This window comes from Maritimibacter fusiformis, assembly GCF_008086115.1.
In the GTDB taxonomy this organism is placed as follows: Bacteria; Pseudomonadota; Alphaproteobacteria; order Rhodobacterales; family Rhodobacteraceae; genus Muriiphilus; species Muriiphilus fusiformis.
Map to the genome: position 1 here is coordinate 44395 of NZ_VSIY01000003.1, position 24382 is coordinate 68776.

Genomic DNA, 24382 nt, shown 5'->3' on the forward strand with positions numbered 1-24382 from the left:
GATGCTACTCAGTGACCGCGATCAGGTCGAAGCGGCCGTCAAGCGGGGTCTCGCCGTCGATGGTGACATTGTCCCCGAAGTCCCGGTCGCCGTGGGCTAGGATGTATTCGCCGTTCGGCCCGCGGAACATGCCCAGCATTTTCCCGTTCAGCCTGTAGACATGCAGCGCGGTGGTCAGGTCGCCCGCGAAATCGGCATCGAAACGCGTCGTGTTCACCATCGTGCCATTGGCAAGCACGATCTGCCCGGTCGCGGGTTCCCAGTTTTCGAGGTTCTGGAAGCTGTCATCGTCGAGATCGGCCATCAGGAACTCGGCCACCTCGAAATCGTCCATCACGCCCCCAACCGTGCGCGCGCCGAAATCGACCGTCAGGCGGGCATCGCCAAGGATCGCATGGCCGGTGACGGGCGGCGCCTGCGGGTTCGGCCCGTCTTGCAGGTAGAAGGAGGCGACGCCGTCATAGACCGCCTGCCCGCCCTGCGGCGTTTCGACATCGCCGCCGGGGGGCAGCGCATTGTTCAGGGCCGACATCTCGCCCGCTTTTTCGCCAAGCCCGGCCGGGTCGATGCCGGTGAGGACGCAGCCCGGAAGCGCGGCCAGCATGGCCGCCGAAATCAATGCCCGCATGTCGAAATCCCGTTTTTTACCCTTTGGACAATTGCGGCACCGCGCGGGCTTCCTGTCAATCACGCATCTTTGAATGCGACGGGCCAGTGACTGCAAAGCCACACATTTCTTGAACGGTTCTAAGGTGTTATGCCTCAGTCGGCCTCGGCCGCCAGATACAGCTCCACGTCTTCGGCCCCGCTTCCGTTCCGCCGCAAGAGCATGTCGGCGGCATCCGCCCGCGCCTCGATCAACTGGCCGTTGGCGCCGAGAAAGTCGCCGTAGAGTTCGCCCTTTGCATAGTAGGCGTTATCGTCGGTGGTGACGGTGCCCTCGAAATCGGCAAGGAAACCGGTGCCGGCGATGGAGCCGCCGGTGACGCCGATCTCGCCATCCGCGGTCCGGAAGCTGAACGCCGCGCCGATCGGGTTGCCGAGGAACTCGTCGATATCGACATCGCCGTCGAGTTCGGCGACGATGAAGTCGTCGAGCCTGCCGTCGATCGTGGCGGCGTCGAAATCCGCCGTCAGCGCCGCGTCGCCCAGCATCATCACGCCGCCATCGCGGTAGCGCGCGCCGATCCCGACCACGCCGTCATAGTCCGCGGTGCCGCCCTCCGGCATGTCGACCGCAACGCCCTCGGCATCGTCAAGCTCGCCGGAGATGTCCATGTATTCGACCGCTTTGGTCATCAGGCTGATCTGGGCGCAGCCGGCAAGGCCGCTGGCTCCGGCCAGAAAGGCCACCATCGTCGTCATTCGCATGTTTCGGTCCTGCTCTTTTCTTGCTTTTTTTCGCAGAAGGTTACGCCCTGCACCGGTGCGGGGCAATCAGGCCGAAAAAATCGGCGCGCGACTGAGTCCGCAGGGCAACGCTGCCGCTTGCCCCGCCCCCGGCCCGTCGCTATATCGCGCCCATGCTGGACACCGCCACAAACCGCCCGCCCCTGCCGCCCGAGATCGCGCGGCGCCGCACCTTTGCGATCATTTCGCATCCGGATGCGGGCAAGACCACGCTGACCGAGAAATTCCTGCTCTATGGCGGCGCGATCCAGATGGCGGGACAGGTGCGCGCCAAGGGCGAGGCACGGCGCACGCGCTCGGATTTCATGAAGATGGAGCAGGACCGGGGCATCTCGGTCTCGGCCTCGGCGATGTCTTTCGATTTCGGCCCCTACCGCTTCAATCTGGTCGACACGCCTGGCCACTCGGACTTTTCCGAGGACACCTACCGCACGCTGACCGCCGTCGATGCCGCGATCATGGTGATCGACGGCGCCAAGGGCGTGGAAAGCCAGACGCAGAAGCTGTTCGAGGTCTGCCGGATGCGCGACCTGCCGATCCTGACGTTCTGCAACAAGATGGACCGCGAGGCGCGCGACACCTTCGAGATCATCGACGAGATCCAGGAGATGCTGGCGATCCACGTCACGCCCGCAAGCTGGCCGATCGGCATGGGGCGCGACTTTCTCGGCTGCTACGACATGCTGAACAACCGGCTGGAACTGATGGACCGGGCCGACCGCAACAAGGTGGCGGAATCGATCCGCATCGAGGGGCTGGACGATCCGAAACTGGCCGATCACGTGCCGCCGCACCTCTTGGAAAAGCTGCGCGAAGAGGTCGAGATGGCGCGCGAGCTTTTGCCCGCCATCGACCCGGACGAGGTGGCGGCGGGGATGATGACGCCGATCTGGTTCGGCTCGGCGATCAACTCGTTCGGGGTCAAGGAGTTGATGGACGGCATCGCCAAATACGGCCCCGAACCACAGCCGCAATCGGCCGAACCACGCCAGATCGCGCCGGATGAGAAAAACGTGACCGGCTTTGTCTTCAAGGTTCAGGCCAACATGGACGCCAAGCACCGCGACCGGGTGGCGTTCCTGCGCATGGCCTCGGGACATTTCAAGCGCGGCATGAAGCTGACCCATGTGCGCACGAAAAAACCGATGGCGATCTCCAGCCCGGTGATGTTCCTCGCCTCCGACCGCGAACTGGCGGAAGAGGCCTGGGCGGGCGACATCATCGGCATTCCCAACCACGGCCAGCTGCGCATCGGCGACACCCTGACCGAGGGCGAGGCCCTGCGCGTCACGGGCATCCCGTCCTTTGCGCCGGAGCTGTTGCAGACCGTGCGCGCCGGCGACCCGATGAAGGCCAAGCACCTGGAAAAGGCGCTGATGCAGTTCGCCGAGGAAGGGGCGGCCAAGGTGTTCAAGCCGGGCATCGGCTCGGGCTTCATCGTGGGCGTCGTCGGCCCGCTTCAGTTCGAGGTGCTGGCCAGCCGGATCGAGCTGGAATACGGGCTGCCGGTGCGCTTCGAGGCGTCGCAATTCACCTCGGCGCGCTGGGTGACCGGGCCCAAGGCCGCGATGGACAAGTTCGTGAACGCCAACAAGCAGCACATCGCCCATGACCATGACGGCGACGTGGTGTTCCTGACCCGCCTGCAATGGGACATCGACCGGATCGAGCGCGACTATCCCGACCTGACCCTGACCGCGACCAAGGAGATGCACGGGGGATGAGCGCCGACCATACCCGGCGCCCCGCCCCGGTGCGACGTTGAAAGGCCAGCCATGATCCAGACCCTTCTGACCTTCGCGGCCTTCTGGGCGGCAAGCTATGCGCTGCACCTGGCGTTCTACTTCGGACAGGGCGGGCTGATGATCGCGATCAACAACCGCCACCCGGAGCGCCGCATCCAGCCCAGGCGGCGCGGCGAGAAACGGGCGCGGGTCGAGATCATCGCCTCGCTGAAATCGCTGGTGGTGACATCGGGCTGCGTTGCCGGCGGGGTGTTCCTGGCCTGGAACGGCTGGACGCTGTGGGGCCATGTCGAACTGACCTGGTTCAGCGCCATCGGCGGGTTCGTGCTGTCGGTGGTGGTCTATGACGCCTGGTTCTACTGGGGCCACCGCATCATGCACCTGCCCAGGCTCTACAAGCACCATTTCCTGCACCACAAGTCGGTCGCGCCGACGGTCTGGTCGAACTATTCCGACACGCTGATCGACGCCTTCGCGATGCAAAGCTACTACCTCGTCGCGCCGATCTTCCTGCCGCTGGCACCGCTGGTCCTGATCGCGCACAGGCTGCTCGACCATATCAACGGCCAGATCGGACACGCGGGTTTCGAGTATTTCGCCGACCGCACCACGCGCTTTCCCTCGCCGATGCTGTGCACCACGTTTCACGACCAGCATCACGAGTATTTCAACTACAATTTCGCCAATTTCTTTTCGATCTGGGACCGGCTGTTCGGCACCATCCACCCCGACTACGACAAGACCGTGGCCCGGTTCGAACAGGGCTCGCCCACAAAACAGCCCTGAGACAGGCGCGCGCGCCATTTCCTTGACCTTTTCACCGACCCGCAGTAAGCCGCTTTGCATCGAGACGTTTGGCAATCCGGCCGAACGGGCCGCGCGGGTATTGCGGCCGTCCGACAGCCGCAACGCGAAAGGCCCCACTTGACCAAGTTTTCAGACCTGAAACTCAGCCCGAAAGTCCTCAAGGCCGTCGAGGAGGCGGGCTATGAGACCCCCACCCCGATCCAGGAAGGGGCGATCCCGCCCGCGCTCGAAGGCCGTGACGTGCTGGGCATCGCCCAGACCGGCACCGGCAAGACTGCGTCCTTCACCCTGCCGATGATCACCCTACTTGCCCGTGGCCGCGCCCGCGCGCGGATGCCACGCTCGCTGGTGCTGTGTCCGACGCGCGAACTGGCCGCCCAGGTGGCCGAGAACTTCGACACCTACGCCAAGCACGTCAAACTGACCAAGGCGCTGTTGATCGGCGGCGTGAGCTTCAAGGAGCAGGACCAGCTGATCGACCGGGGCGTCGACGTGCTGATCGCCACGCCGGGCCGCCTGCTCGATCATTTCGAACGCGGCAAGCTTCTCTTGACCGGCGTGCAGATCATGGTGGTGGACGAGGCCGACCGGATGCTCGACATGGGGTTCATCCCCGATATCGAACGCATCTTCGGGCTGGTGCCCTTCACCCGCCAGACGCTGTTCTTCTCGGCCACGATGGCGCCCGAGATCGAGCGCATCACCAACACCTTCCTGTCCAACCCGGCCCGCATCGAGGTGGCGCGCCAGGCCACGGCCTCGGCCACCATCGAACAGAAGCTGGTGATGTTCAAACCCAGCCGCCGCGACCGCGCCGCAAGCGAGAAAACCGCCTTTCTGCGCGCGCTGATCGACGGCGAGGGCGACGCCTGCACCAACGCGATCATCTTCTGCAACCGCAAGACCGATGTCGATATCGTCGCGAAATCGCTGCAGAAACACGGCTACAACGCCCAGCCGATCCACGGCGACCTCGAGCAATCGCGGCGCATGGAAGTGCTGCAGGGCTTTCGCGACGGCACCATCAAGTTTCTCTGCGCCTCCGACGTGGCCGCGCGCGGGCTGGATATTCCCAACGTCAGCCACGTGATCAACTACGACGTGCCCGGCCATGCCGAGGATTACATCCACCGGATCGGCCGCACCGGGCGCGCCGGACGCAAGGGCAAGACCCTGATGATCTGCGAGCCGCGCGACGAAAAGAACCTCGACGCGGTCGAGCGGCTGATCGAAGGCAAGATCGACCGGATCGACCCGCCGGGCCAAGCGAGCAAGAGCGATGCGCCGCGCGAGGAAAAACCCCGCGAGGACAAGCCGCGTGACGAGGCGCCGCGCGAGGCCAAGCCGAAAGGGCGCAAGCCCGCCGCCAAGGCCGAGCCGAAACCGGAGGCCAGGCCCGACCCTGCCCCGCAGCCGGAAACCCCGCAAGCCCCGGCGGCAAGCGAGCCGCGCCAATCCGGCTCGTCGCGCGGATCGGCGTCGAAACGATCCGGCGGCCGCGACAAGGGTGTGGTCGGCATGGGCGATCACCTGCCCGGCTTCATCGCCAAGAGCTTCGAAGAACGCCTCGACTGAAGCGCATATTGATCACCTCATCCCGGCCCCGCGCCGGGATGGCCATCGCTCTCCACCCTACCCGCCGGAATCCTGCCCCGCTTCCAGCGGCTCCATCCGGACCAGCCGCGGGGTCTTGACCGCCGCCTGACGGTGCATCATCGCCGCGCGGTATTCACGGTCCTTGACCATCGCGCTGAAAGCCTTGGCCGAGGGGTGTTCGGCGATGAAGGCCAGATCCCAACGCTCGTCCGCCGGACCGATCAGCACCAGTTCCGGCCGCCCGCGCCAGACGATGCGCCCGCCCCCGGCGCGCGCGGCAACGAAAAAGGCCGCCCCGGAGGAGCGGCCTTTCTGTCGGATCACCGGACCCTTATTCCTGGTCGAGCGCCTCAACCGCCTTTTCGAGGTCTTCCTTGCTGACCTCCTTGTCGGCAACCTTGGCCTGCTCGGCGATGTGGTCGATCACCTTGTCCTCGAAGATCGGCGCCTGGATCTGCTGGCGCATCTGGTCGTTCTGCTGGACGAATTCGAAGAACTGACGCTCCTGCCCCGGATACTGCCGGGCCTGGTTCATCACCGCCTGGGTCATCTCGGCGTCGGACACCTCGATCTCGGCGGCGCGGCCGATCTCGGCCAGCAACAGCCCCAGCTTGACCCGGCGCTCGGCCAGCTTGGTGTGCTCGTCGGTCACCTCGATCTCGCCGTGGTCGTGGCCGTGATCCTCGGGGTGTTCGTCGTGGTAGAGCTGATGCGCGATCTGCTTGGCCTCGGCCTCGACCAGCGACGGCGGCAAATCGAAGCTGACGGTCTCATCGAGCAGGTCGAGCATCTTGCGCTTCATCACCGCGCGGGCCGCACCGGCATATTCGGCCTCGAGCCGCTCGGTCACCTGCGCCTTGAGCTGCGCCAGGTCTTCCGCGCCGAATTTCTTGGCCAGATCGTCGTCGATCGCGGCGGGCTTGGGCGCCTTCACGGCCTTGATCGTGCAGGAAAACACCGCTTCCTTGCCGGCCAGGTGCTCGGCGCCGTATTCCTCGGGGAAGGTGACGGTCACGTCCAGCTCGTCACCGGCCTTCACGCCGACCAGTTGCTCCTCGAAGCCCGGAATGAACTGGCCCGAGCCCAGCGTCAGCGGGAAATCCTCGGCCGCGCCGCCCTCGAACTCCTCGCCGTCCACGCGGCCCACGAAATCGAGCACGACCTGGTCGCCGTCCTTGGCCTTGGAGCCCTTCTTGCGGTCCTCGAAGTCCTGCGCGTTCTCGGCCAGCGATTTCAGCGCCCCGTCGACCTCGTCATCCCCCGCCTTGACCACCATCCGCTCGAGCTTGAGCTTGGCAAAATCCACCTCGGGCACGTCGGGCAGTTTCTCATAGGCCAGCTCGACATGGACATCGTCGCCCTCGGACCAGTCCTCGTTGGTCATCTTGACCTCGGGCTGCATCGCCGGGCGGTCGCCGGTTTCCTCGAAATGGCTTCCCATCTTGGCGTCGATGGCTTCCTGCATCGCCTCGCCCATCAGGCGCTGGCCGAATTGCTTCTTGAGCAGCGCCATCGGCACCTTGCCCTTGCGAAAGCCCTTCATCTCGATTTCGGGCTGCGCCTCGGTCAGCTTTTCGTTGACCTTGTCGTCCAGCTCCTGCGCCGTGACAATCAGCTTGTAGGCGCGCTTGAGGCCTTCGTTCAGGGTCTCGGTGACAGACATGTGTTCGTCCTTTGCTCGGGTCAGGCGAAGGGCCGCTGCCCCCCACGGAAAATTTCACGCCCTTCTATGGGGCGATGCACGCCGGTGCAAGCAATTTGCCGGGCAGAGGCACCGCAGGGCGGCACTGGTGCGGGTGAAGGGACTCGAACCCCCACGGATTGCTCCGCCAGAACCTAAATCTGGTGCGTCTACCAGTTCCGCCACACCCGCACGCCGCGCCTTCTAGCAGGACCGCACAAGGCCGCAAAGAGGGGAAGCGGCAAGGTCGGGGCAGAAAATGCTCGCCCGTGAGGCGATCCTTAACTATTCTCGGGCTAACAAGACCGTAATGGCAGCCGAGCAGGCCTTCGATGACACAGACCACGCCTTGGCGGATGCGGCAGGAGTGCCGCGGCCTCTCCGGTATCGGGGCGGGCACCCCGGTGATGACGCCGGGTGGGCCAGTCGCCGCCGGGCGGCTGCGGGCGGGCGATCGGGTCATCACCTTTGACGCCGGGGCGCAGCGGCTGGCGCATGTGTCGGCGAGCGATCTGCCGGTCGCGGCAATGTTGCGGATCTCGCCCGTCGTGCTCACCCCCGGGGACGGGGCGCCCGACATGCTGGTTGCCGCCGGGCAGATGCTGCTGGTCCGGGGCTGGCGGGCGCGGGCGATGTTCGGGCGGGACGCGGCACTGGTGGCCGCCGCACGCATGGCCGACGGCGCCTATATCGCCCCGGTCGGCGGCGTTGGCACGGCGCGGCTGATCACGCTGGGCTTTGCCGGGGCGGCGCGCATCGTCCAGCTTGGCGGCGGCATCGAGGTTCAGGGCGCATGCGTCACGGCCCCGGCAATGGCACCGCCAACCCGCGCGCGGTGATCCGCGCTCAGGTGTTGGCCGGCGGCTTGCCCAGGTGTTTGCGCAACCGCGAAGGCGTCGACTTTTTCTTGTTCTTGAACGGGTTCTTGTCCGCCTGGCTGCGCATGGTCAGGCGAATCGGTGTCCCCGGCATGTCAAAGTCGTCGCGCAACCCGTTGACAAGATAGCGCGAATAGCTTTCCGGCAGCTTCTCGGGATGCGAGCACATCACGACGAACCCCGGCGGCCGCGTCTTGACTTGTGTCATGTAGCGCAGCCGGATGCGCCGCCCGCCGGGCGCCGGGGGCGGATGCGCCGCGATCATGCCCTCGAGCCAGCGGTTGAGCCGCGCGGTCGACACCCGCCGGTTCCAGGTCTCGTAGACCTGCATCACCGCATCGTGCAGCCGGTCCAATCCTTTTCCGGTCTTGGCCGAGATCGTCACCAGAGGCGCGCCGCGCAACTGCGGCAACAGCCGCTCGAACGCCTCGCGCAGGTCGCGCAGCTTTTCCTGCTTGTGGCGCTCGGCATCCCATTTGTTGACCGCGATCACCACCGCCCGGCCCTCCCGCTCGGCCAGGTCGGCGATGCGCAGATCCTGCTGCTCGAATGGCGCTGCGGCATCCAGAAGAACGATCACGACCTCGGCGAACTTGACCGCCCGCAGCCCGTCCGCGACCGAGAGTTTTTCCAGCTTTTCCTGCACCTTGGCCTTCTTGCGCATCCCCGCCGTGTCGAAGATGCGGGTCGGCGTGCCGGACCAGTCGAAGCTGAGCGAGATCGCGTCGCGGGTAATCCCGGCCTCCGGCCCGGTCAGCAGGCGTTCCTCGCCGATCAGCCGGTTGATCAGCGTCGACTTGCCCGCGTTTGGCCGCCCCACCACCGCGACCTGAAGCGGGCGGGCCTCGGTCGGAAGGCGCAGTGCCTCGCCGTCCTCGTCGTCGTCGCCGTCCTCGGGCAGCGCCACGTCGGTCTCGGGGGCCTCGGCCTCGATCAGCGCGGTGCGTTCGGCCATCGCGTCGACCAGCGGCGTCAGCACACTGAGAAGCTCGGCCATGCCCTCGCCATGCTCGGCTGACAGCGGGATCGGATCGCCCAGGCCCAGACCGTAGGCCTCGATCAGCCCGGCCTCGGCGGCGCGGCCCTCGGCCTTGTTGGCGCCCAGGATCACGTGCGCGTTCTTACGCCTGAGGATGTCGGCAAACACCTCGTCGGTCGGCAGCACCCCGGCGCGGGCGTCGATCAGGAACAGGCAGGCATCGGCCATCTCGACCGCGCGTTCGGTCAGCCGCCGCATCCGGCCCGGCAGGCTTTCGTCGGTCGCCTCCTCGAGCCCCGCGGTGTCGATCACGGTAAAGCGCAGCGACCCCAGCCGCGCCGTGCCTTCGCGCAGGTCGCGGGTGACGCCGGGCTGGTCGTCGACCAGGGCGAGCTTCTTGCCGACAAGGCGGTTGAACAGCGTGGACTTGCCCACGTTCGGGCGGCCCACGATGGCGAGGGTAAAGGTCATGGCGTCAGGTCCAAAGGCGTCAGGCAGCCCGCTTACACCGGATCGCCGGTTAACGCAAAGCCACGAGGTCGCCGCGCGTCGTCATCATCACCAGCATGCCGCCCACGGTGATTGGCCGGCTGGCCGCCCCGTCGGGCAGTTCGGTGATCGACACCATGCTGCCGTCCACCGGATTGAAGGCGCGCAGATAGCCGTCGCCCGAGGCGACCCAGAGCTTGCCGCTGGCCAGAACCGGGCCGTAGCTGGGGAAGATCGACTTGAGCCGGCGCGGCTTGTCCTTGGTGTAGCGCGGCAGGTCGACCGACCAGATCTTGTCGCCGTCGCGGGCCGACAGGCGCACCAGCTTGGCCTCGTCGGTGACGAAGAAGACCGCGCCGCCCGCCACCGCCATCATGCCCTGCGCGCCCTCGTCGGCGGTCCACAGGATGTCGCCGCCGAGGCTGACCGCAACCGCGCGGCCCGCCGGAGTCGCGGCGTAGACGGTCGAGCCCGAGACCACGGGTTCGCCGGTGAAGTCCTGCAACACCGCGCTGCCCCGGCCCGGGCGCGAGCCTGCGACGCGCGCCGCCCAATCGGCGCTGCCGTCGCCCCGGTCGATGCCCAGAAGGCTGCCGTTGGCCAAGGGGAAGATCGCGAGGTTGCCCGCCGCCGCCGGTGCCGCAACGCCGGAGACGCCGTGATGCGTCGGCATCCCCGAGATGCGCCAGACGATCCGCCCGGTCGCGGTGTTGACCGCGTAGCCGTTGGAGTTCGCGGTCGCGACATAGACCTGCCCGTTGGACACCGTCGGCGCACCTGTGACCGGCGCGTCGAAATCCTGCCGCCACAGCACCGCGCCGCTGGCCGGGTCGAGCGCGATCAGCTCGCCGAACGTGGTGGTGGCAAAGAGCTTGCCGTCGCCCAGCGCCAGCCCGCCGCCGGTGCCCGCGCCGGCGCGTTCGCGCGCCGGAACGAGGCTCGTGCTCCAGACCGCGCCGCCGCCCATGCTGACGGCGGTGACACTGGCCTCGGCGCCCATCGCATAGATGCGGCTGCCGTCCGAGACCGGCTCGGCGGTGATGCGGGCCTTGCGGCTGTTGCCCGCGCCGGCCTTGGTCGACCAGATCAGCTGCGGCTGCGCCGACAGGGTGGCGTGCGACACCAGGTGGGCGGCATTGCCGCCACGGTGCGTCCAGCTTGCCACATTGACCGCCGGGCCGAGGTTCACCGGCACCGCGCGATTTGCCGCAGGCTGCAAGGCCTCGGCATCACGTGCTGCTGCTGCGGCCACCGCGGCGGGGTCGCTCACGTCATAGCCCGGGCTGCGCGGCTCTTCCCGCATCCCTTCGAGGATGACCTCTTTCGAGCAGCCGGCAACCGCCAGCGCCATGAAAGACACCAGTGCCAGGTTCCGGATCACCGTATTCTGTTTCACGCGCTTGCCCCCCAAGCTCTGCCCTTTTTCGTTGTCTCGCCGCGGCATTGGGCCATCAGGCCCCGTCCGGGTCGCCGCCCAGTGCCACAATCAACTGTGAAGCCCTTTCGCGCAAGGCCCCAGATGCGTCCTGATCGGCAAAAAGCGCCCCGAGACGGGCCAAGGCCGCGTCGGTTTCGCCCAATTCGATCTCGGCCAGCGCGATCTGTTCCTCGGCCAATGCCCGGAACGGCGCCCCGGCCGCGGTCAACGGCGCCAGGTCGGCCTTGCGCTCATCCGCCGGCACCGGGCTGCCCGGCAGCATGGCGCGTTTCAGCGTGGCCAGGTCGCGGTAGAGTGCCGGCAGGGTCGCATCGGCGGCGATCGCCTGCAGCCGCTCGGCGGCAAGTCCGGTGTCGTCGGCCTCGGCGGCGACGATCAGGTCGATCAGCGCGGCCCGGTCGCCGGTGGCCCCGATCGCATCGAGCGCGGCAATGCGCGCCGCCGGGCTTTCTGCCGCCACCGCGGCCAGGATCGCGTCGCCTGCGGCCTGCGCCTTGGCCCGCTCGCGCGCCTTGAGCCATTCGTTGACCGCCGCGCCGCCGACGATCAGCACCACCGCCAGCACCCCGATCCAGCCGTATTTGCGCAGGTAGCCATAGAGCTTGTCGCGGCGGACCTCTTCGGTCACTTCGTCGATGAAGGAGTCGGTGCTGCTCACGGGGTCGGTCTCCGGGTTTCGTGTCGCCTCTCTTTAACGCGAAGCCCGCGCGCTTGCCAAGGGTTGCGGTAAAAGTGATCCAAAGCCGCAACATCTGCCTATAACGCGTCAGAAGCGGTTGAGCCGAAAGCGCAATCGTCTTATCTGAGCAGCACATTGTTCCGTGCGGCCGAGAAAGTGCCGAAAACCCCCGGGGGGCCCATGCGCATTATTCCGATCCTGACCGCGATTGTGGTGGTCGTCGGGTTGTTCCTGTTCGTGTTCGAGCGCGAGGCGGTCCTGCGCTTTGCCGGGATCGAGGCGGCAGAACCTGCGGCAGACGGCACGACGCCCGCCCCTGCCCCCGAGACCGGCACGACCGACACCCCCGCCGGCGTTGCCGTCATCGCCATCGACTCGGAGGCGCGCGAGATCGACAGCGCGGTGATCCTGCGTGGCCGCACCCAGGCTTCGCGCGAGGTCGAGTTGCGGGCCGAAACCTCTGGCAAGGTGGTGTCGGCACCGATCCCCAAGGGAACGCTGGTCGAAGCCGGCGACCTGATGTGCGAGATCGAGATGGGCACCCGCGAGGCCGCGCTGGCCGAGGCCGAGGCGCGACTGGCCGAGGCCCGTGCCAACGCCCCCACTGCCGCCGCCCGCGTCGCCGAGGCCCAGGCGCGGCTTGACGAGGCCGCCATCAACCTCAACGCCGCCGAAAAGCTGGCCACCGAGGGCTTTGCCGCCTCGACCCGGGTGGCGGCGGCGAATTCCGCGATGGAGGCTGCGCGCGCGGCGCTGACGCAGGCGCAATCCGGCGCGTCCTCGGCCGAGGCCGCGATCGAAAGCGCCACCGCAGGCGTCGCCGCCGCCAGGCGCGAGATCGAGCGCACCCGCATCAGCGCGCCCTTTGCCGGCGTGCTGGAAACCGACACCGCCGAACTGGGCAGCCTGCTGCAACCCGGCTCGCCCTGCGCCACGATCCTGAACCTCGATCCGATCCGGCTCGTGGGCTTCGTGGCCGAGGTCGATGTCGACCGGGTCACCATCGGGGCGCCCGCAGGCGCGCGGCTGGCCTCGGGGCGCGAGGTGGTCGGGCAGGTAACCTTCCTGTCGCGTTCCGCCGATCCGACCACGCGCACCTTTCGGGTCGAGGCCGAGGTGGCCAACGCCGACCTCACGATCCGCGACGGCCAGACCGCCGAGATCCTGGTGCAGTCCTCGGGCCGCATGGCGCATCTGTTGCCGCAATCGGCGCTGACGCTCAATGACACCGGCGCGCTTGGGGTGCGCGTCGTCGGCGACGGCAACATCGCCCGCTTCGCCCCGGTCGAAATGCTGCGCGACACGCTGGAAGGCGTCTGGGTCGCGGGCCTGCCCGACACCGCCCGGGTGATCGTGGTCGGGCAGGATTACGTCAAGGACGGCGTCGCGCTCGATGTCACCCTGCGCGAGACCGGCTCATGACCCATATCGTCGATCTGGCCGCGTCACGGGCGCGGATGGTGATCGCCTTCATCGCGGTCACCCTGCTGGCGGGGACGGCGGCCTATTTCGGCCTGCCCAAGGAGGGCGACCCGGATATCGAGATTCCGGCGCTGTTCGTCTCGGTGCCGTTCCAGGGCATTTCCGCCGAGGACAGCGAGAGCCTGCTGGTGCGCCCGATGGAGACCGAGCTGGCCGATGTCGACGGGCTGAAATCCATGACCGCCACGGCGGCGGAAAACTACGCGGGCGTGGCGCTGGAGTTCGATTTCGGCTGGGACCGCTCCAAGGCCATCGCAGACGTGCGCGACGCGATGAACTCGGCCGAGGCGAAGTTTCCCGAAGGCGCCGACAAGTATTCGGTCAACGAGATCAATTTCACCGAGTTCCCGATCCTCGTCATCAACCTGACCGGCGAGGTGCCCGAACGCAGCCTTGTCCGGCTGGCGCGCAGCCTTCAGGACCGGCTGGAATCGGTCGATGCGGTGCTAGAGGCGCAACTGGCCGGCTACCGCGACGAGATGCTGGAAGTGGTGATCGACCCGCTGAAACTCGAAAGCTACAACGTCACCGCCGCCGAACTGCTCAACGTGGTGCGCAACAACAACCAGTTGATCGCCGCCGGGCAGATCACAACGGAGACCGGCGCAAACTCGGTCAAGATTCCGTCGAGCTTCTCGGAAATCTCCGACATCTACGCCCTGCCGGTGAAGGTCAGCGGCGATTCGGTGGTGACGCTGGGCGATCTGGCCGACATCCGCCTGACCTTCGAGGACCGCGCCGGCACCGCCCGTTTCAACGGCGAAACCACCGTCGCGCTGCAGGTGGTCAAGCGCAAGGGCTTCAACCTGATCGACACGGTCGAGCAGGTGCGCACCGCGGCCCTTGCCGCCAAGGCCGACTGGCCCGAGGCGTTGCAGGACGCGGTGACGATGGGCTTTTCCAACGACCAGGGCCAGGTGGTCAAAAGCATGGTCTCGCAGCTCGAAGGCTCGGTGATCACCGCCATCGCGCTGGTCATGGTGGTGATGCTGGCGACGCTGGGGATGCGCTCGGCGCTGCTGGTCGGCTTTGCCATTCCGTCCTCGTTCCTGCTGACCTTCGCGCTGTTTGGCGTGCTTGGCTTCACCGTCAACAACATCGTCATGTTCGCGCTGATGCTGGCGGTCGGGATGCTGGTCGACGGCGCCATCGTGGTGGTGGAATACGCCGACAAGCGCATTTCCGAGGGCGTCGGCCCGATGGCCGCCTATACCGAGGCCGCCAAACGGATGTTCTGGCCCATCGTCAGTTCCACCGCGACCACGCTGTGCGCCTTCCTGCCGATGCTGTTCTGGCCCGGGGTGCCGGGCGAGTTCATGGCGATGCTGCCGCTCACGCTGATCTATGTGCTGACCTCATCGTTGCTGGTCGCGCTGATCTACCTGCCGGTGGTCGGCGGCGTGTCCGGGCGGCTGAGCCGGTCGCTCGACCGGGCCAGCCGGGTCTTGCGGGTGCTGCCGTGGGTGGTGCGCGCGCTGCTGGTGCTGCCGCCGGCAGCACTTCTGTTCGTGGCGGCGATGCAGGTGATCAACCCGGGCTACCTGTTCGGGGGCGAAAGCCCGCTCAGCGGCATCGTCGCGATCCTGCCGGGGATCGTGCTGTTCTTGGTGGCGGCGGTCCTGACCACCATCGCGATGGACGCGGCCAAGATCAAACGCAAGCCCAAGGCGATCAAGTCGGGCTACCGCCGCTCGCCCTTCGGCTGGGTGATCCACGCCATCGCCGGCAACCCGGTGATGCCGCTGGTGTCCATCGTCGTGGTGCTGGGCCTGGTCGCGGGCACCTTCGTGCTCTACGGCAAGAACAACCTTGGCGTCACCTTCTTCGCCGATACCGAGCCGGAACGCGCCATCCTCTACGTGCAGGCGCGCGGCAACCTGTCGATCGAGGAAAAGGACGACATGGTCCTTACGGTCGAGGAACTGGTGCGCACCACGCCGGGCGTCAAGAACGTGTTTTCCTTCGCAGGCGAAGGCGGCATCAACCAGAACACCGGCGGCGCCTCGGGCCCGCGCGACCAGATCGGCCAGATCCAGATCGAGATGGAGACCTGGGAGGATCGCCCCTACACCACCGAAGATGCGTGGTTCCTGGGCTTCATTCCCTATGAACGCCGCATCCCCGACCCCGCCTATGACGGCAATGTCGTGGTCGACGAGCTTGAGGCACGGCTGGCCCATGTTCCGGGCATCCGCACCGACGTGGTGGCTATCGCCGGTGGTCCGGCCTCGGCCAAGGCGGTGTCGCTCAGGCTCAAGGGCGACGACTGGCAGACGCTCCTGGATGCGACCGAACAGACGCGCGAAAAGCTCGAAAGCATCCCGGGCCTGATCGCGTTGGAAGACAGCCGCCCCCTGCCCGGCATCGACTGGAAACTCGATGTCGATGTCGAGGCCGCCGGGCGTTACGGCACCGATGTCGCCACCGTGGGCGGCATGGTGCAACTGATCACCACCGGCCTGCTGCTCGACACCATGCGGGTGGACAGTTCCGACGAAGAGATCGAGATCCGCGTGCGCCTGCCGAAACAGGACCGGGTGCTGTCGACGCTGGACAGCCTCAAGCTGCGCACGCCGCAGGGCCTTGTGCCCCTGTCCAACTTCGTCACGCGAGAGCCTGTGCCGACGCTTGCCCAGATCGACCGGACCGACCAGCGGCGCTATTTCGACATCAAGGCGGGCGTGGCCGAAGACCTCGTGCTGCTGCGCGAAGGCGCCGACGACGCGGGCCGGGTGATGCGCACCGCCGAGGCCGACCGGATCATCGCCGAGGCCGCCGATCCCGGCGCCTATTCCAAGACCGTGATCACCCCGACCGAACGGATCGCGCTGATCACCGACTGGCTCAAGTCCGATCCCCTGCCGACCGGGATCGAGTGGGAATGGACCGGCGACACCGTCGACCAGGCCGAAAGCCAGAGCTTCCTGATCACCGCCTTTACCGGGGCGCTGTTTCTGATGTTCATCATCCTGCTGGCGCAGTTCAACAGCTTCTACAACTCGGTGCTGGTGCTGCTGGCCGTGGTCCTGTCGACCGCGGGCGTGCTGGTCGGGATGATGGTGATGCAACAGCCGTTCTCGATCATCATGACCGGCACCGGCATCGTGGCGCTGGCCGGAATCGTGGTGAACAACAACATCGTGCTGATCGACACCTACCAGGAATATTCCCGCTACATGCCTCGGGTCGAGGCGATCACCCGCACCGCCGAGGCCCGCATCCGCCCGGTGCTGCTGACCACAATCACCACGATGGCCGGTCTGGCGCCTCTGATGTTCGGCCTCAGCCTCGATTTCATCAATGGCGGCTATTCCATCGACGCGCCGGCGGCGACCTTCTGGAAACAGCTTGCCACCGCCGTGGTGTTCGGGCTGGGCATCGCCACGGTTCTGACGCTGGTGTTCACGCCCTCGATGCTGGCGCTGCGCGTCTGGCTGGGGGTCGGCGCCTACAAGTCGGTGGCCGGACTTAAGGCGCTGGCGCTTGGGCGGCAAAGCCGGGCGGCGCGCGACATCGCCCTTGGCCGCACCGCGCGGCGCACCCGCATCGACGAGCTGGTGTGGGATTTCGACGACCAGACCGAGGCCGACGAAGGCGACGAAGCCCCCGCGCCAGAAGATATCGGCATGGTGCTGGAAGAAACCGGCCGGGTCCACGACACCACCATTCTGCCCGAAAGCGGCCGCAGCCCGGAAGAGGACGAGGCGGTGCGCCCGGAAGACGGCTATGACAAGGACGGCAACCCGCTGAAAGCGGCGGAGTAGCGCGGGCGGCGCACGAAACCGCGCGCCCGCGCCCCGGCGGCAAGAGCGGCTACGCCGCTTCCTCGCTGTCCTCTTCGGCGGCCTGGCGCGCCCACATCGCGGCGTATTTGCCGCCGCGCGCCAACAGGTCATCGTGGCGCCCTTCTTCGGTCACCACACCGTCCTCCAGCACCACGATCCGGTCGGCATCGGCCACCGTCGACAGCCGGTGCGCGATGGTGATGACGGTGCGGCCCTTGCCCATCGCCTTGAGGCTTTCCTGGATGTCGCGCTCGGTCTCGGTGTCGAGCGCCGAGGTCGCCTCGTCCAGCAGCAGGATCGGCGGGTTCTTGAGCAGCGTGCGCGCGATCCCCACGCGCTGTTTCTCGCCGCCCGACAGCTTCAGCCCGCGCTCGCCCACCTGGGTGTCATAGCCTTCGGGTAGGCTGACCACGAAATCATGGATGCGCGCGGCCTTCGCCGCCGCCTCGATCTCGGAAAAGCTCGCGCCCTCACGGCCATAGGCGATGTTGTAGCGGATGGTGTCGTTGAACAGCACCGTATCCTGCGGCACCACGCCGATGGACCTGTGCAGGCTTTCCTGCGTCACGTCGCGCACGTCCTGCCCGTCGATGGTCAGCGCCCCGTCCGATACATCGTAAAAGCGAAACAGCAGCCGCCCGATGGTCGACTTGCCCGAGCCGGACGGGCCGACGATGGCCACCGTCTGGCCGGCGGGCACGTCGACATCGATGCCGTGCAGGATCGGGCGCGCCGGGTCATAGCCGAACGACACCCCCTCCAGCCGCACCGCGCCGCCGCTGACCTTGAGATCGGGTGCGCCGGGCTTGTCCTTCACTTCGGCGGGCTGTTCGAGCAGGTCGAACATCTCGCCCATGTCGACCAGCGCCTGACGGATCTCGCGATAGACCGAACCGAGGAAATTGAGCGGCATGGTGATCTGGATCATGTAGGCGTTGACCATCACGAAATCGCCCACCGTCAGCGCGCCGCTCTCGACCCCGAGGCCGGCCATGACCATCACCAGCACCAGCCCGGTGGTGATCACGAAGCTCTGGCCGGCGTTGAGGAACGCCAGCGATTGCGAGGTCTTGACGGCCGCGGTCTCATACCCCGCCATCGCGGCGTCATAGCGCCCCGCCTCGCGCTTTTCCGCGCTGAAATACTTCACGGTCTCGAAGTTCAACAGGCTGTCGATCGCCTTCTGGTTGGCATCGGTGTCCTGGTCGTTCATCTGCTTGCGGATCTTCACCCGCCATTCGGTGACCTTGAAGGTGAAGGCGACGTAGATCGCCACCGTCGCCACCACCACCGCCAGATACCAGACATCGAACAGCACGAAGAACACCGCCGCGACCATCGCCAGTTCGATGATCAGCGGACCGATCGAGAACAGCAAAAAGCGCAACAGGAACTCGACGCCCTTGACACCGCGCTCCATGATCCGGCTGAGGCCGCCGGTCTTGCGGGTGATGTGATAGCGCAGGCTGAGGGCGTGGATGTGCTGAAACGTCTCGAGCGCCAGCGCCCGGAGCGCGCGCTGCGCCACACGCGCGAACACCGCGTCGCGCAGCTGTTGGAACCCCACCGCCAGGAACCGCGCCACGCCGTAGGCCACCGTCAGCCCGATCGCGCCCAGGGCCAGCATCCAGGCCGCCGAAGTGCCGCCATCGCCGGTCAGAAGATCGACCGCCGCCTTGTAGAGCATCGGGGTTCCGACCGAGATCAGCTTGGCCAGCAGCAGAAACGCCATCGAGATGACGACCCGCGCCTTGATGCCCGGCTTGCCCTCGGGCCACAGGTAGGGCGCGGCACGCCGAATGGTGCGCCAGCCCTGCCCCTTGCCGGCGCCCTTGATGTTCGCATCGGTAATTGTCGGTCGTCCGCCCCGCATTCGCGCCATCCCGGTTGCTGAAAGACCACTAGGTAAGGGGCGCGGCGCGAAAAGACCAGAGGCGCGCGCTACTTGGTGCCGGCGGGCGCGGTGTCGTCGTCGGGAAGGGTGAAGACCTGGCCGGGATAGATCCAGTGCGGGTCGCGGATCTGGTTCCGGTTGGCCTCGAACACCTTGACGTAGAGCATCCCCTCGCCATAGCGGTCGCGGGCAATGGCCCAGAGCGTGTCATCCTTCTGCACGGTGATCGACGCGATGCGCCGGCCCGTGCCGGTCGCCGCCTCGGCCTCGGCCTGGGCGGCTTCGAGCACCACCGGGTCTTCGCGCTTGAACGGTGTCTCGACCCGCGAGGTCACGCTGCCATCGGCGGCCACGGCGTCGACACGCAGGGTATAGACGCCCGGCGCCACCTCGGGCAGCGGCGCGCGCCACTGCCCGTCCGGGCCGACCTCGGCCCCCAGCACCGGCAGGTTGTCGAGGTAGATGCGCAACTTGTCAGAGGCGGCCCCGCGCCCGGCCAGCGCGACTTCGCCGCCATCGTCATAGCTGATCGTATCGATCGACAGCACCAGCGCATCGGGCGCGCTGTCCTGCAGCACCGTGATCCCCTCGGGTCCGGCCAGAAGCACGCGGGGCGCGTCCGGCGCGGCGCTGTCCGGGTCACCCGGCGCGTCCGGCGCATCCGCATCCGGCGCGGGGTCGAGCGCGGCCATGTCCGCGGGCGCGGTGTCGGGCGCGGGCGCCGGTTCGATGGTCTCGGGCGCGGCGGCCACATCGGGCGCATCGGCGGCGATGCCGGAGGCTGTGTCGGACGGTGTGTCGGCGGGCATATCCGCAGGCGCCTCGGCCACCGCGTCGCCACCGGCATCGGGGGCGGTGTCAGGGGCGGTGTCGGACGGTGTGTCGCGGGGCGAATCGGCGGGCATATCGGCAGGCGCGCCGGCCACGGCATCGGCGCCGGCCTCGGGGACGGTGTCGGGCGCAGGTTCACCTGGAGTATCCGGGGTCGCGCCCGGCGCCGCGTCAGTTTCGGGCGTGGCCACGGCCTCGGGGGCCGCGCCCGATCCCGGTGCAGGCTCGGCCTCGGGCGCCTGGGCCACCTCGACCGGCGCCACCGCCTCGACGATCACGCTTTCTTCCGACATCAGGAGCGAACCGTCCGGCAAGGTCGCCTGAAGTGTCATCACCCGGGTCACATCGGCGGGCGGCAGGTCGAACAGGGCCACGAAATTGCCCTCGCCATCGGCCTTGGTCTCGGCGGTCTTCAGGTCGTCGATCATCACCGCCACCGGCACCGAGGGCTCGGTGCGCCCGGCCACCACCGCGCCGCCATCGGGCTTGATGCGCACCACGTCGAAGCTGGGCATCAGGGGCGGGGCGGCCTCGGGGGCCACGTCATCCGGCGCGGAGTCGGCTTCGGGCGTCGCCGCGACCTCTGGCGTTTCGGGTGCCGCCGGTGTCTCGGGAAGGGTGGCGACCGGGGGCGTTTCCGGCTCCGGCTGGGGCGCCGGGTCCCTGAGAATGAAATAGCCCGCGATCGCGATCACCACGATCGCCAAAGCGCCCAGGAGCCATCCGCCCCGACCTTGCAAGTTACCGCCCATCTGTCTCGGTCCCGTTTACCCGCGGCCCACTCTTTGCGGCAGACGCTTGAGGCAGCCTATCAAGCTGTTTATCACCGGTCAAAACACTTATAGGGAAAGGCCCGTTCATGACAGCCCCGCAATCCTCGGTCTGCGTCTTCTGCGGCGCCCGTTTCGGCGCCGACCCCGCCTATGCCACCGCTGCCGAAACGCTGGGCACGGCACTGGCCGCCGAGGGCTGGCAACTGGTCTACGGCGCGGGCGATATCGGGCTGATGGGCGCGGTCGCGCGCGCAGCGGTCGCGGCGGGCGGCGACACGCTGGGGGTGATCCCGGTGCACCTGCTGGAGCGCGAGGCGGGCAAGCGCGACCTGGCCCGGTTCGTGGTGACCGAGACCATGCACGAGCGCAAGAAAGTCATGTTCATGAACTCCCACGCCATCGTGGTGCTGCCCGGCGGCGCCGGATCGCTCGATGAGTTCTTCGAGGTGCTGACATGGCGCCAGCTTGGCCTGCATGACAAGCCGGTGGTCCTGCTCAACACCAATGGCTACTGGGATCCGCTGATCGGGCTGATCGACCACGTGATCGGCGCAGGCTTTGCCGAGGCGACGCTGCGCGACTATATCACCGTGGTGCCCGACATCGACGCGCTCATGGCCCGCCTGCGCGCCGCCCTGTCCTGACGCAGGCTCTCGAGCGAGAACATCGCCACCGCGATCCAGATCAGCGGAAAGGCGATCCAGTGCCAGCGGGTGATCGGTTCGGCAAAAATCGCAGCCGCGACAAGGAATTGCAGGCTCGGGTTGAGGTATTGCAACAATCCCGTCATGCCCAGCGGCAGGCGCCGTGCGCCATAGCTGAACAGGATCAGCGGCAGGCCCGTCGCAACCCCGGCGCCCGCCAGCACGAGACTGTCCTGAAGGTCGCGCCCGAAGGCCGCGACCGCGGCTGCGCTCTCGCCGGGCCATCCGTAGGCATGCACCCCGGCCAGCCAGACAATCGCCAGCGGCGCCAGCACCGCGACCTCGGCGGTGACCGACACCACCGGCCCGGCCACCAGCCCCTTCTTGATCGCGCCATATGACCCGAAACTGAGCGCCAGCCCCAGCGAGATCCACGGCGCGACCCCCAGCCCCAGCGTCAGAACCGCGACCGCGACCGCCGCCAGCCCGACCGCCAGCCCGCGCACCCGGTCGAGGCGTTCGCGGAAAAAAACCATGCCGAACAGCACCGACACCAGCGGAAAGATGTAGTAGCCCAGCGATGCCTCGACCACCCGTTCGATCTGCACCGAATAGATGAACAGAAACCAGTTGACCGAGATCGTCAGCGCCGCCAGCAGCACCTTCCACGCGTCGCCGGTTCGGACGATCAGGCGAAAGACCTCGTGCAGCCGCCCCCTCAGCGCCAGCACGATCCCGAAGAACACCAGCGACCACAGCGTGCGGTGCGCCAGCACCTCGAGCGGCGGCACATGCGACACCATGTTCCAGTAGAGCGGCGACAGCCCCCAGATGGTGCAGGCCGCTGCCATCGCGACCATTCCCTTGCCGATCTCGCCCATCGCTCACCCGTCCCCGCTCGCCTCACACCCAGAGGCCAGAGTCGGGACGCAGGGTCAAGCCGATATCCGGGCCGCGTCCCCGACGTGTCAGAAGGTGAAGCCGACGGTGACGCCGCCGCGCACATCCGGGCTGGTGCCATAGACCGCCTGTCCGACCCTGAGATCGCCCGAGAGGCTGATGCCGTTGCCGAAGTCGTGGCTGTAACCGACGCTGGCATGGGCGCGGGTGCGGTTGGGCACGAAGTCGCCGGGGACGCTGAAGGTCGTCATGCCGGGAATGTCGGAGGTGCCGGTCAGCACGGCGGCGGGCGTGCCCAGCGTCCAGTCGACCCCGGCGCCCAGCGACAGGGTGCCCTGCGCGCCGATGGCGATCTCGGCGGTCACGCCCAGCGTCAGGTCGGTGCGCGACACGTCCATCGCGTCGTAGGTGGCGTTGAAGCTCGCCCCGGCCTCGGTATAGGCGGCGCGGGTGGTCTGGTAGTGCGCGATGGCGGCGAAGGGGGTGACCAGCACGCCGGCGAACTCCATGCCGTAGCCCGCCTGTGCGGTCAGGCCCCAGCTTTGCAGCGTTGCCGATCCGGTGGCGAGGTCGACATCGGCCAGCAGCCGGCCGCGGGTGATCTCGCCCTCGGCGCGGCTCCAGCCCAGCGCGGCACTGGCCTGCAGGCCGGTGCCGGCAGCGCCCCCGGCGCTGTAGCGGCCCCAAGCGGCAAGGCCCGCGGCGGACTGCATGTCAAAGCCGTTGTTGGCAAGGTTGGTGCCGGCAAAGCTGGCGGACATGCCCAGGGTAAAGGCATCGCTGAGACCGTAGCCGAAACTGACCGCCCAAGTGCCGTCGACCGTTCGCCGACCGTGGTGGGGTTCTGCGCCGTGTGTCCAAACCCGCCATGCAGCCGCATCGCGATCTGACCGTCCCCGGCCAGAAAGCCCTGGCCCATCGTCTGCCCCAGCGCGCGCTGCTGCTGTGCGGCGGCCACGGCGCTGTCATTGGCCAGCACCGGGAACGAGGCGATCAGGTTGTCGAAATCCTGCATCGCGCCGCGCCAGATGAAGGCGCGCTCTCCGGCGGTCGAGTTCGAAAAGCCCACGACAATGCTGCCATCGGCGCTGACGCCATGGGCATAGCTATACGTTCCCCCGGTCAGCGTGCCGAGGTTCTCCATCTCGGGATTGCCGGCATCGCCCGCCGTTCCACCTTCGACCCAGCGAAAGGCGCGGACTCCCAGCGATGAGGTTGAATAGCCGACGACGACGCTGCCATCGGCATTGACGCCGCGGGCAGCGCTGGAAAACCCACCGTCCAGCGTGCCGAGGTTCTCCATCTGGGGATTTTCGGAATCGCCCGACGAACCACCCTCTGCCCAGCGAAAGGCGCGGACTCCCAGGGACGAATCCGAAGTCCCGACCACGACGCTGCCATCGGCATTGACGTCAAGGGCACCGCTGGATGATCCACCGTCCAGCGTGCCGAGATTCTCCATCTGCAGATTTCCAGAATCGCCCGAGATTCCGCCTGCAACCCAGCGAAAAGCACGGGTGCCCAACGATGAGCCTGAACTACCTACGACGACGTTACCATCGGCATTGACACCGAATGCATCGCTATAGGCGCCGCCGTTCAGCGCGCCGAGGTTCTCCATCTGCAAATTTCCTGAATCGCCCGAGACGCCGCCTGCAACCCAGCGAAAAGCACGGGAGCCCAACGATGAGGTCGAACTGCCGACCACGACGCTGCCATCGGCATTGACGCCAGTAGCTACGCTGTAATTTCCAGCGTCAAGCGTGCCGAGATTCGCCATCTGGGTTCCACCCGCGACCCAGCGAAACGCTCGGGTCCCGGACGCTGAGCCCGCTTCGCCAACGACGACGCTGCCGTCGGTATTGACGCCATAGGCGAAAGAATATCCTCCGCCCGTCAAAGTGCCGAGGTTCTCCATCTCGGCATCGCCCGTCGTGCCACCCTCGACCCATCGAAAGGCGCGTGATCCCGTCGGAGTGTCCGAATAGCCCACCACCACACTGCCATCGGCATTGACGCCATTGGCACGGCTATAGGTGCCGCCCGTCAACGTGCCGAGGTTGCAGATCTCGGTGTCAGCCGGCCCGCCCGGGGGCGGCGTGATGCAGTCCCCCGCCGCCTGCGCCAGCGCGCCGTTTGCGCCCAGCACCGAGGTCACCGCCACGACCGACACGAGGCCGACAGGCCCCTTTGCCCGTTTGACCAAACGCCCACCCATGAATTCCCGCTGTTTCGATCCCGACATCCGACCGGCCTTCCCCTTCAAAAGCCACAATCACCAAGCGACTGCTTCATCACTAACCGTTCTCGTTTCCGGATTCTTTTCGATGCGGCAAAAGGGCTTACGGCGTCCGATGTGGCAGATTTGCCA

General features: G+C 67.1%; 18 protein-coding genes, 1 tRNA gene and 1 pseudogene. 7 read left to right on the forward strand and 13 right to left on the reverse strand.

The annotated features are described in order from the left end of the window. Window positions 1-4: 4 nt before the first annotated feature. Window positions 5-628 (reverse strand): transferrin-binding protein-like solute binding protein, encoded by a 624-nt coding sequence (locus FVF75_RS00950; protein WP_148375876.1) that lies wholly within the window; start codon window positions 626-628, stop codon window positions 5-7. A 134-nt stretch (window positions 629-762) separates the two neighbouring features. Further along, entirely contained in the window at window positions 763-1371 is a 609-nt protein-coding gene (locus FVF75_RS00955) for a HupA family protein (RefSeq protein ID WP_148375877.1), read from the reverse strand. Window positions 1372-1523: 152 nt separating this feature from the next. Here FVF75_RS00955 and FVF75_RS00960 point away from each other — a divergent pair, with 152 nt between their 5' ends. From FVF75_RS00960 to FVF75_RS00970, 3 genes are all read left to right on the forward strand, one after another. Continuing rightward, window positions 1524-3134, forward strand: a complete 1611-nt coding sequence (locus FVF75_RS00960) for a peptide chain release factor 3 (protein WP_148375878.1) — start codon at window positions 1524-1526, stop codon at window positions 3132-3134. Between the two features lie 51 nt (window positions 3135-3185). Further along, window positions 3186-3941: a sterol desaturase family protein gene (locus FVF75_RS00965; RefSeq protein ID WP_148375879.1), complete on the forward strand. Its 756-nt coding sequence runs from the start codon at window positions 3186-3188 to the stop codon at window positions 3939-3941. A 138-nt stretch (window positions 3942-4079) separates the two neighbouring features. After that, window positions 4080-5537, forward strand: coding sequence for a DEAD/DEAH box helicase (locus FVF75_RS00970; protein WP_148375880.1), 1458 nt, complete (start codon window positions 4080-4082; stop codon window positions 5535-5537). A 57-nt stretch (window positions 5538-5594) separates the two neighbouring features. Here FVF75_RS00970 and FVF75_RS00975 read toward each other — a convergent pair whose 3' ends face one another. From FVF75_RS00975 to FVF75_RS00985, 3 genes are all read right to left on the reverse strand, one after another. Beyond that, window positions 5595-5882: a DUF1330 domain-containing protein gene (locus tag FVF75_RS00975; protein ID WP_246137962.1), complete on the reverse strand. Its 288-nt coding sequence runs from the start codon at window positions 5880-5882 to the stop codon at window positions 5595-5597. 7 nt (window positions 5883-5889) lie between these two features. After that, the gene (gene tig, locus FVF75_RS00980) at window positions 5890-7221 is read right to left on the reverse strand and encodes a trigger factor (protein ID WP_148375882.1); all 1332 of its coding nucleotides are present in this window, start codon (window positions 7219-7221) and stop codon (window positions 5890-5892) included. A 125-nt stretch (window positions 7222-7346) separates the two neighbouring features. Beyond that, a tRNA-Leu gene (locus tag FVF75_RS00985) sits at window positions 7347-7431 on the reverse strand. Between the two features lie 140 nt (window positions 7432-7571). On the opposite strand from FVF75_RS00985, the gene FVF75_RS00990 reads away from it, so the two are divergent. Continuing rightward, window positions 7572-8078 (forward strand): Hint domain-containing protein, encoded by a 507-nt coding sequence (locus FVF75_RS00990; RefSeq protein WP_148375883.1) that lies wholly within the window; start codon window positions 7572-7574, stop codon window positions 8076-8078. Between the two features lie 7 nt (window positions 8079-8085). Here the strand turns inward: FVF75_RS00990 and der are convergent, their stop codons facing one another. From der to FVF75_RS01005, 3 genes are read right to left on the reverse strand one after another with little or no spacing between them, the layout of a single operon-like run. Then, complete coding sequence (der, locus tag FVF75_RS00995) at window positions 8086-9567, reverse strand: ribosome biogenesis GTPase Der (RefSeq protein WP_148375884.1); 1482 nt, start codon at window positions 9565-9567, stop codon at window positions 8086-8088. Window positions 9568-9616: 49 nt separating this feature from the next. After that, on the reverse strand, window positions 9617-10981 hold the full coding sequence (locus FVF75_RS01000) for an outer membrane protein assembly factor BamB family protein (RefSeq protein WP_187392945.1): 1365 nt from the start codon (window positions 10979-10981) through the stop codon (window positions 9617-9619). Between the two features lie 55 nt (window positions 10982-11036). Continuing rightward, window positions 11037-11681, reverse strand: a complete 645-nt coding sequence (locus FVF75_RS01005) for a hypothetical protein (RefSeq protein WP_148375886.1) — start codon at window positions 11679-11681, stop codon at window positions 11037-11039. A 201-nt stretch (window positions 11682-11882) separates the two neighbouring features. Between FVF75_RS01005 and FVF75_RS01010 the strand changes: the two genes are divergently transcribed. Beyond that, complete coding sequence (locus FVF75_RS01010; RefSeq protein WP_148375887.1) at window positions 11883-13124, forward strand: efflux RND transporter periplasmic adaptor subunit; 1242 nt, start codon at window positions 11883-11885, stop codon at window positions 13122-13124. Then, window positions 13121-16948 carry an efflux RND transporter permease subunit gene (locus FVF75_RS01015; RefSeq protein WP_148375888.1) on the forward strand — a complete coding sequence of 1276 codons (3828 nt, stop codon included), beginning with the start codon at window positions 13121-13123 and terminating at the stop codon, window positions 16946-16948. The genes FVF75_RS01010 and FVF75_RS01015 overlap by 4 nt, the downstream gene beginning before the upstream one ends. A 49-nt stretch (window positions 16949-16997) precedes the next feature. Here the strand turns inward: FVF75_RS01015 and FVF75_RS01020 are convergent, their stop codons facing one another. Together FVF75_RS01020 and FVF75_RS01025 are read right to left on the reverse strand one after the other, a co-directional pair. Then, window positions 16998-18842, reverse strand: a complete 1845-nt coding sequence (locus FVF75_RS01020; protein ID WP_148375889.1) for an ABCB family ABC transporter ATP-binding protein/permease — start codon at window positions 18840-18842, stop codon at window positions 16998-17000. Between the two features lie 68 nt (window positions 18843-18910). Next, complete coding sequence (locus FVF75_RS01025; RefSeq protein WP_148375890.1) at window positions 18911-20446, reverse strand: LysM peptidoglycan-binding domain-containing protein; 1536 nt, start codon at window positions 20444-20446, stop codon at window positions 18911-18913. Between the two features lie 107 nt (window positions 20447-20553). Between FVF75_RS01025 and FVF75_RS01030 the strand changes: the two genes are divergently transcribed. Next, complete coding sequence (locus FVF75_RS01030) at window positions 20554-21111, forward strand: LOG family protein (RefSeq protein WP_148375891.1); 558 nt, start codon at window positions 20554-20556, stop codon at window positions 21109-21111. Here FVF75_RS01030 and rarD read toward each other — a convergent pair. The 3 genes and pseudogenes from rarD to FVF75_RS01045 form a co-directional block, all read right to left on the reverse strand. Further along, window positions 21048-21992: an EamA family transporter RarD gene (gene rarD / locus FVF75_RS01035; protein WP_148375892.1), complete on the reverse strand. Its 945-nt coding sequence runs from the start codon at window positions 21990-21992 to the stop codon at window positions 21048-21050. The two genes, FVF75_RS01030 and rarD, sit on opposite strands and share 64 nt — an antisense overlap. Before the next feature lie 87 nt (window positions 21993-22079). Further along, window positions 22080-22772 (reverse strand): autotransporter outer membrane beta-barrel domain-containing protein, encoded by a 693-nt coding sequence (locus tag FVF75_RS17690; protein WP_246137963.1) that lies wholly within the window; start codon window positions 22770-22772, stop codon window positions 22080-22082. A 242-nt stretch (window positions 22773-23014) separates the two neighbouring features. Further along, window positions 23015-24256, reverse strand: a pseudogene (locus tag FVF75_RS01045) (hypothetical protein); the annotation flags it as partial. Between the last annotated feature and the right edge of the window lie 126 nt (window positions 24257-24382).

Excerpts from the sequence above, each read along its gene's own strand:
- FVF75_RS17690 (WP_246137963.1), bottom strand. The coding sequence starts at position 22,772 with ATGTCCGCCAGCTTTGCCGGCACCAACCTTGCCAACAACGGCTTTGAC.
- FVF75_RS01030 (WP_148375891.1), top strand. The coding sequence starts at position 20,554 with ATGACAGCCCCGCAATCCTCGGTCTGCGTCTTCTGCGGCGCCCGTTTC.
- FVF75_RS00955 (WP_148375877.1), bottom strand. The coding sequence starts at position 1,371 with ATGCGAATGACGACGATGGTGGCCTTTCTGGCCGGAGCCAGCGGCCTT.
- FVF75_RS01015 (WP_148375888.1), top strand. The coding sequence starts at position 13,121 with ATGACCCATATCGTCGATCTGGCCGCGTCACGGGCGCGGATGGTGATC.
- FVF75_RS01010 (WP_148375887.1), top strand. The coding sequence starts at position 11,883 with ATGCGCATTATTCCGATCCTGACCGCGATTGTGGTGGTCGTCGGGTTG.
- FVF75_RS00950 (WP_148375876.1), bottom strand. The coding sequence starts at position 628 with ATGCGGGCATTGATTTCGGCGGCCATGCTGGCCGCGCTTCCGGGCTGC.
- FVF75_RS00990 (WP_148375883.1), top strand. The coding sequence starts at position 7,572 with ATGACACAGACCACGCCTTGGCGGATGCGGCAGGAGTGCCGCGGCCTC.
- FVF75_RS01025 (WP_148375890.1), bottom strand. The coding sequence starts at position 20,446 with ATGGGCGGTAACTTGCAAGGTCGGGGCGGATGGCTCCTGGGCGCTTTG.
- tig (WP_148375882.1), bottom strand. The coding sequence starts at position 7,221 with ATGTCTGTCACCGAGACCCTGAACGAAGGCCTCAAGCGCGCCTACAAG.
- FVF75_RS00960 (WP_148375878.1), top strand. The coding sequence starts at position 1,524 with ATGCTGGACACCGCCACAAACCGCCCGCCCCTGCCGCCCGAGATCGCG.
- rarD (WP_148375892.1), bottom strand. The coding sequence starts at position 21,992 with ATGGGCGAGATCGGCAAGGGAATGGTCGCGATGGCAGCGGCCTGCACC.
- FVF75_RS00965 (WP_148375879.1), top strand. The coding sequence starts at position 3,186 with ATGATCCAGACCCTTCTGACCTTCGCGGCCTTCTGGGCGGCAAGCTAT.
- der (WP_148375884.1), bottom strand. The coding sequence starts at position 9,567 with ATGACCTTTACCCTCGCCATCGTGGGCCGCCCGAACGTGGGCAAGTCC.
- FVF75_RS01020 (WP_148375889.1), bottom strand. The coding sequence starts at position 18,842 with ATGCGGGGCGGACGACCGACAATTACCGATGCGAACATCAAGGGCGCC.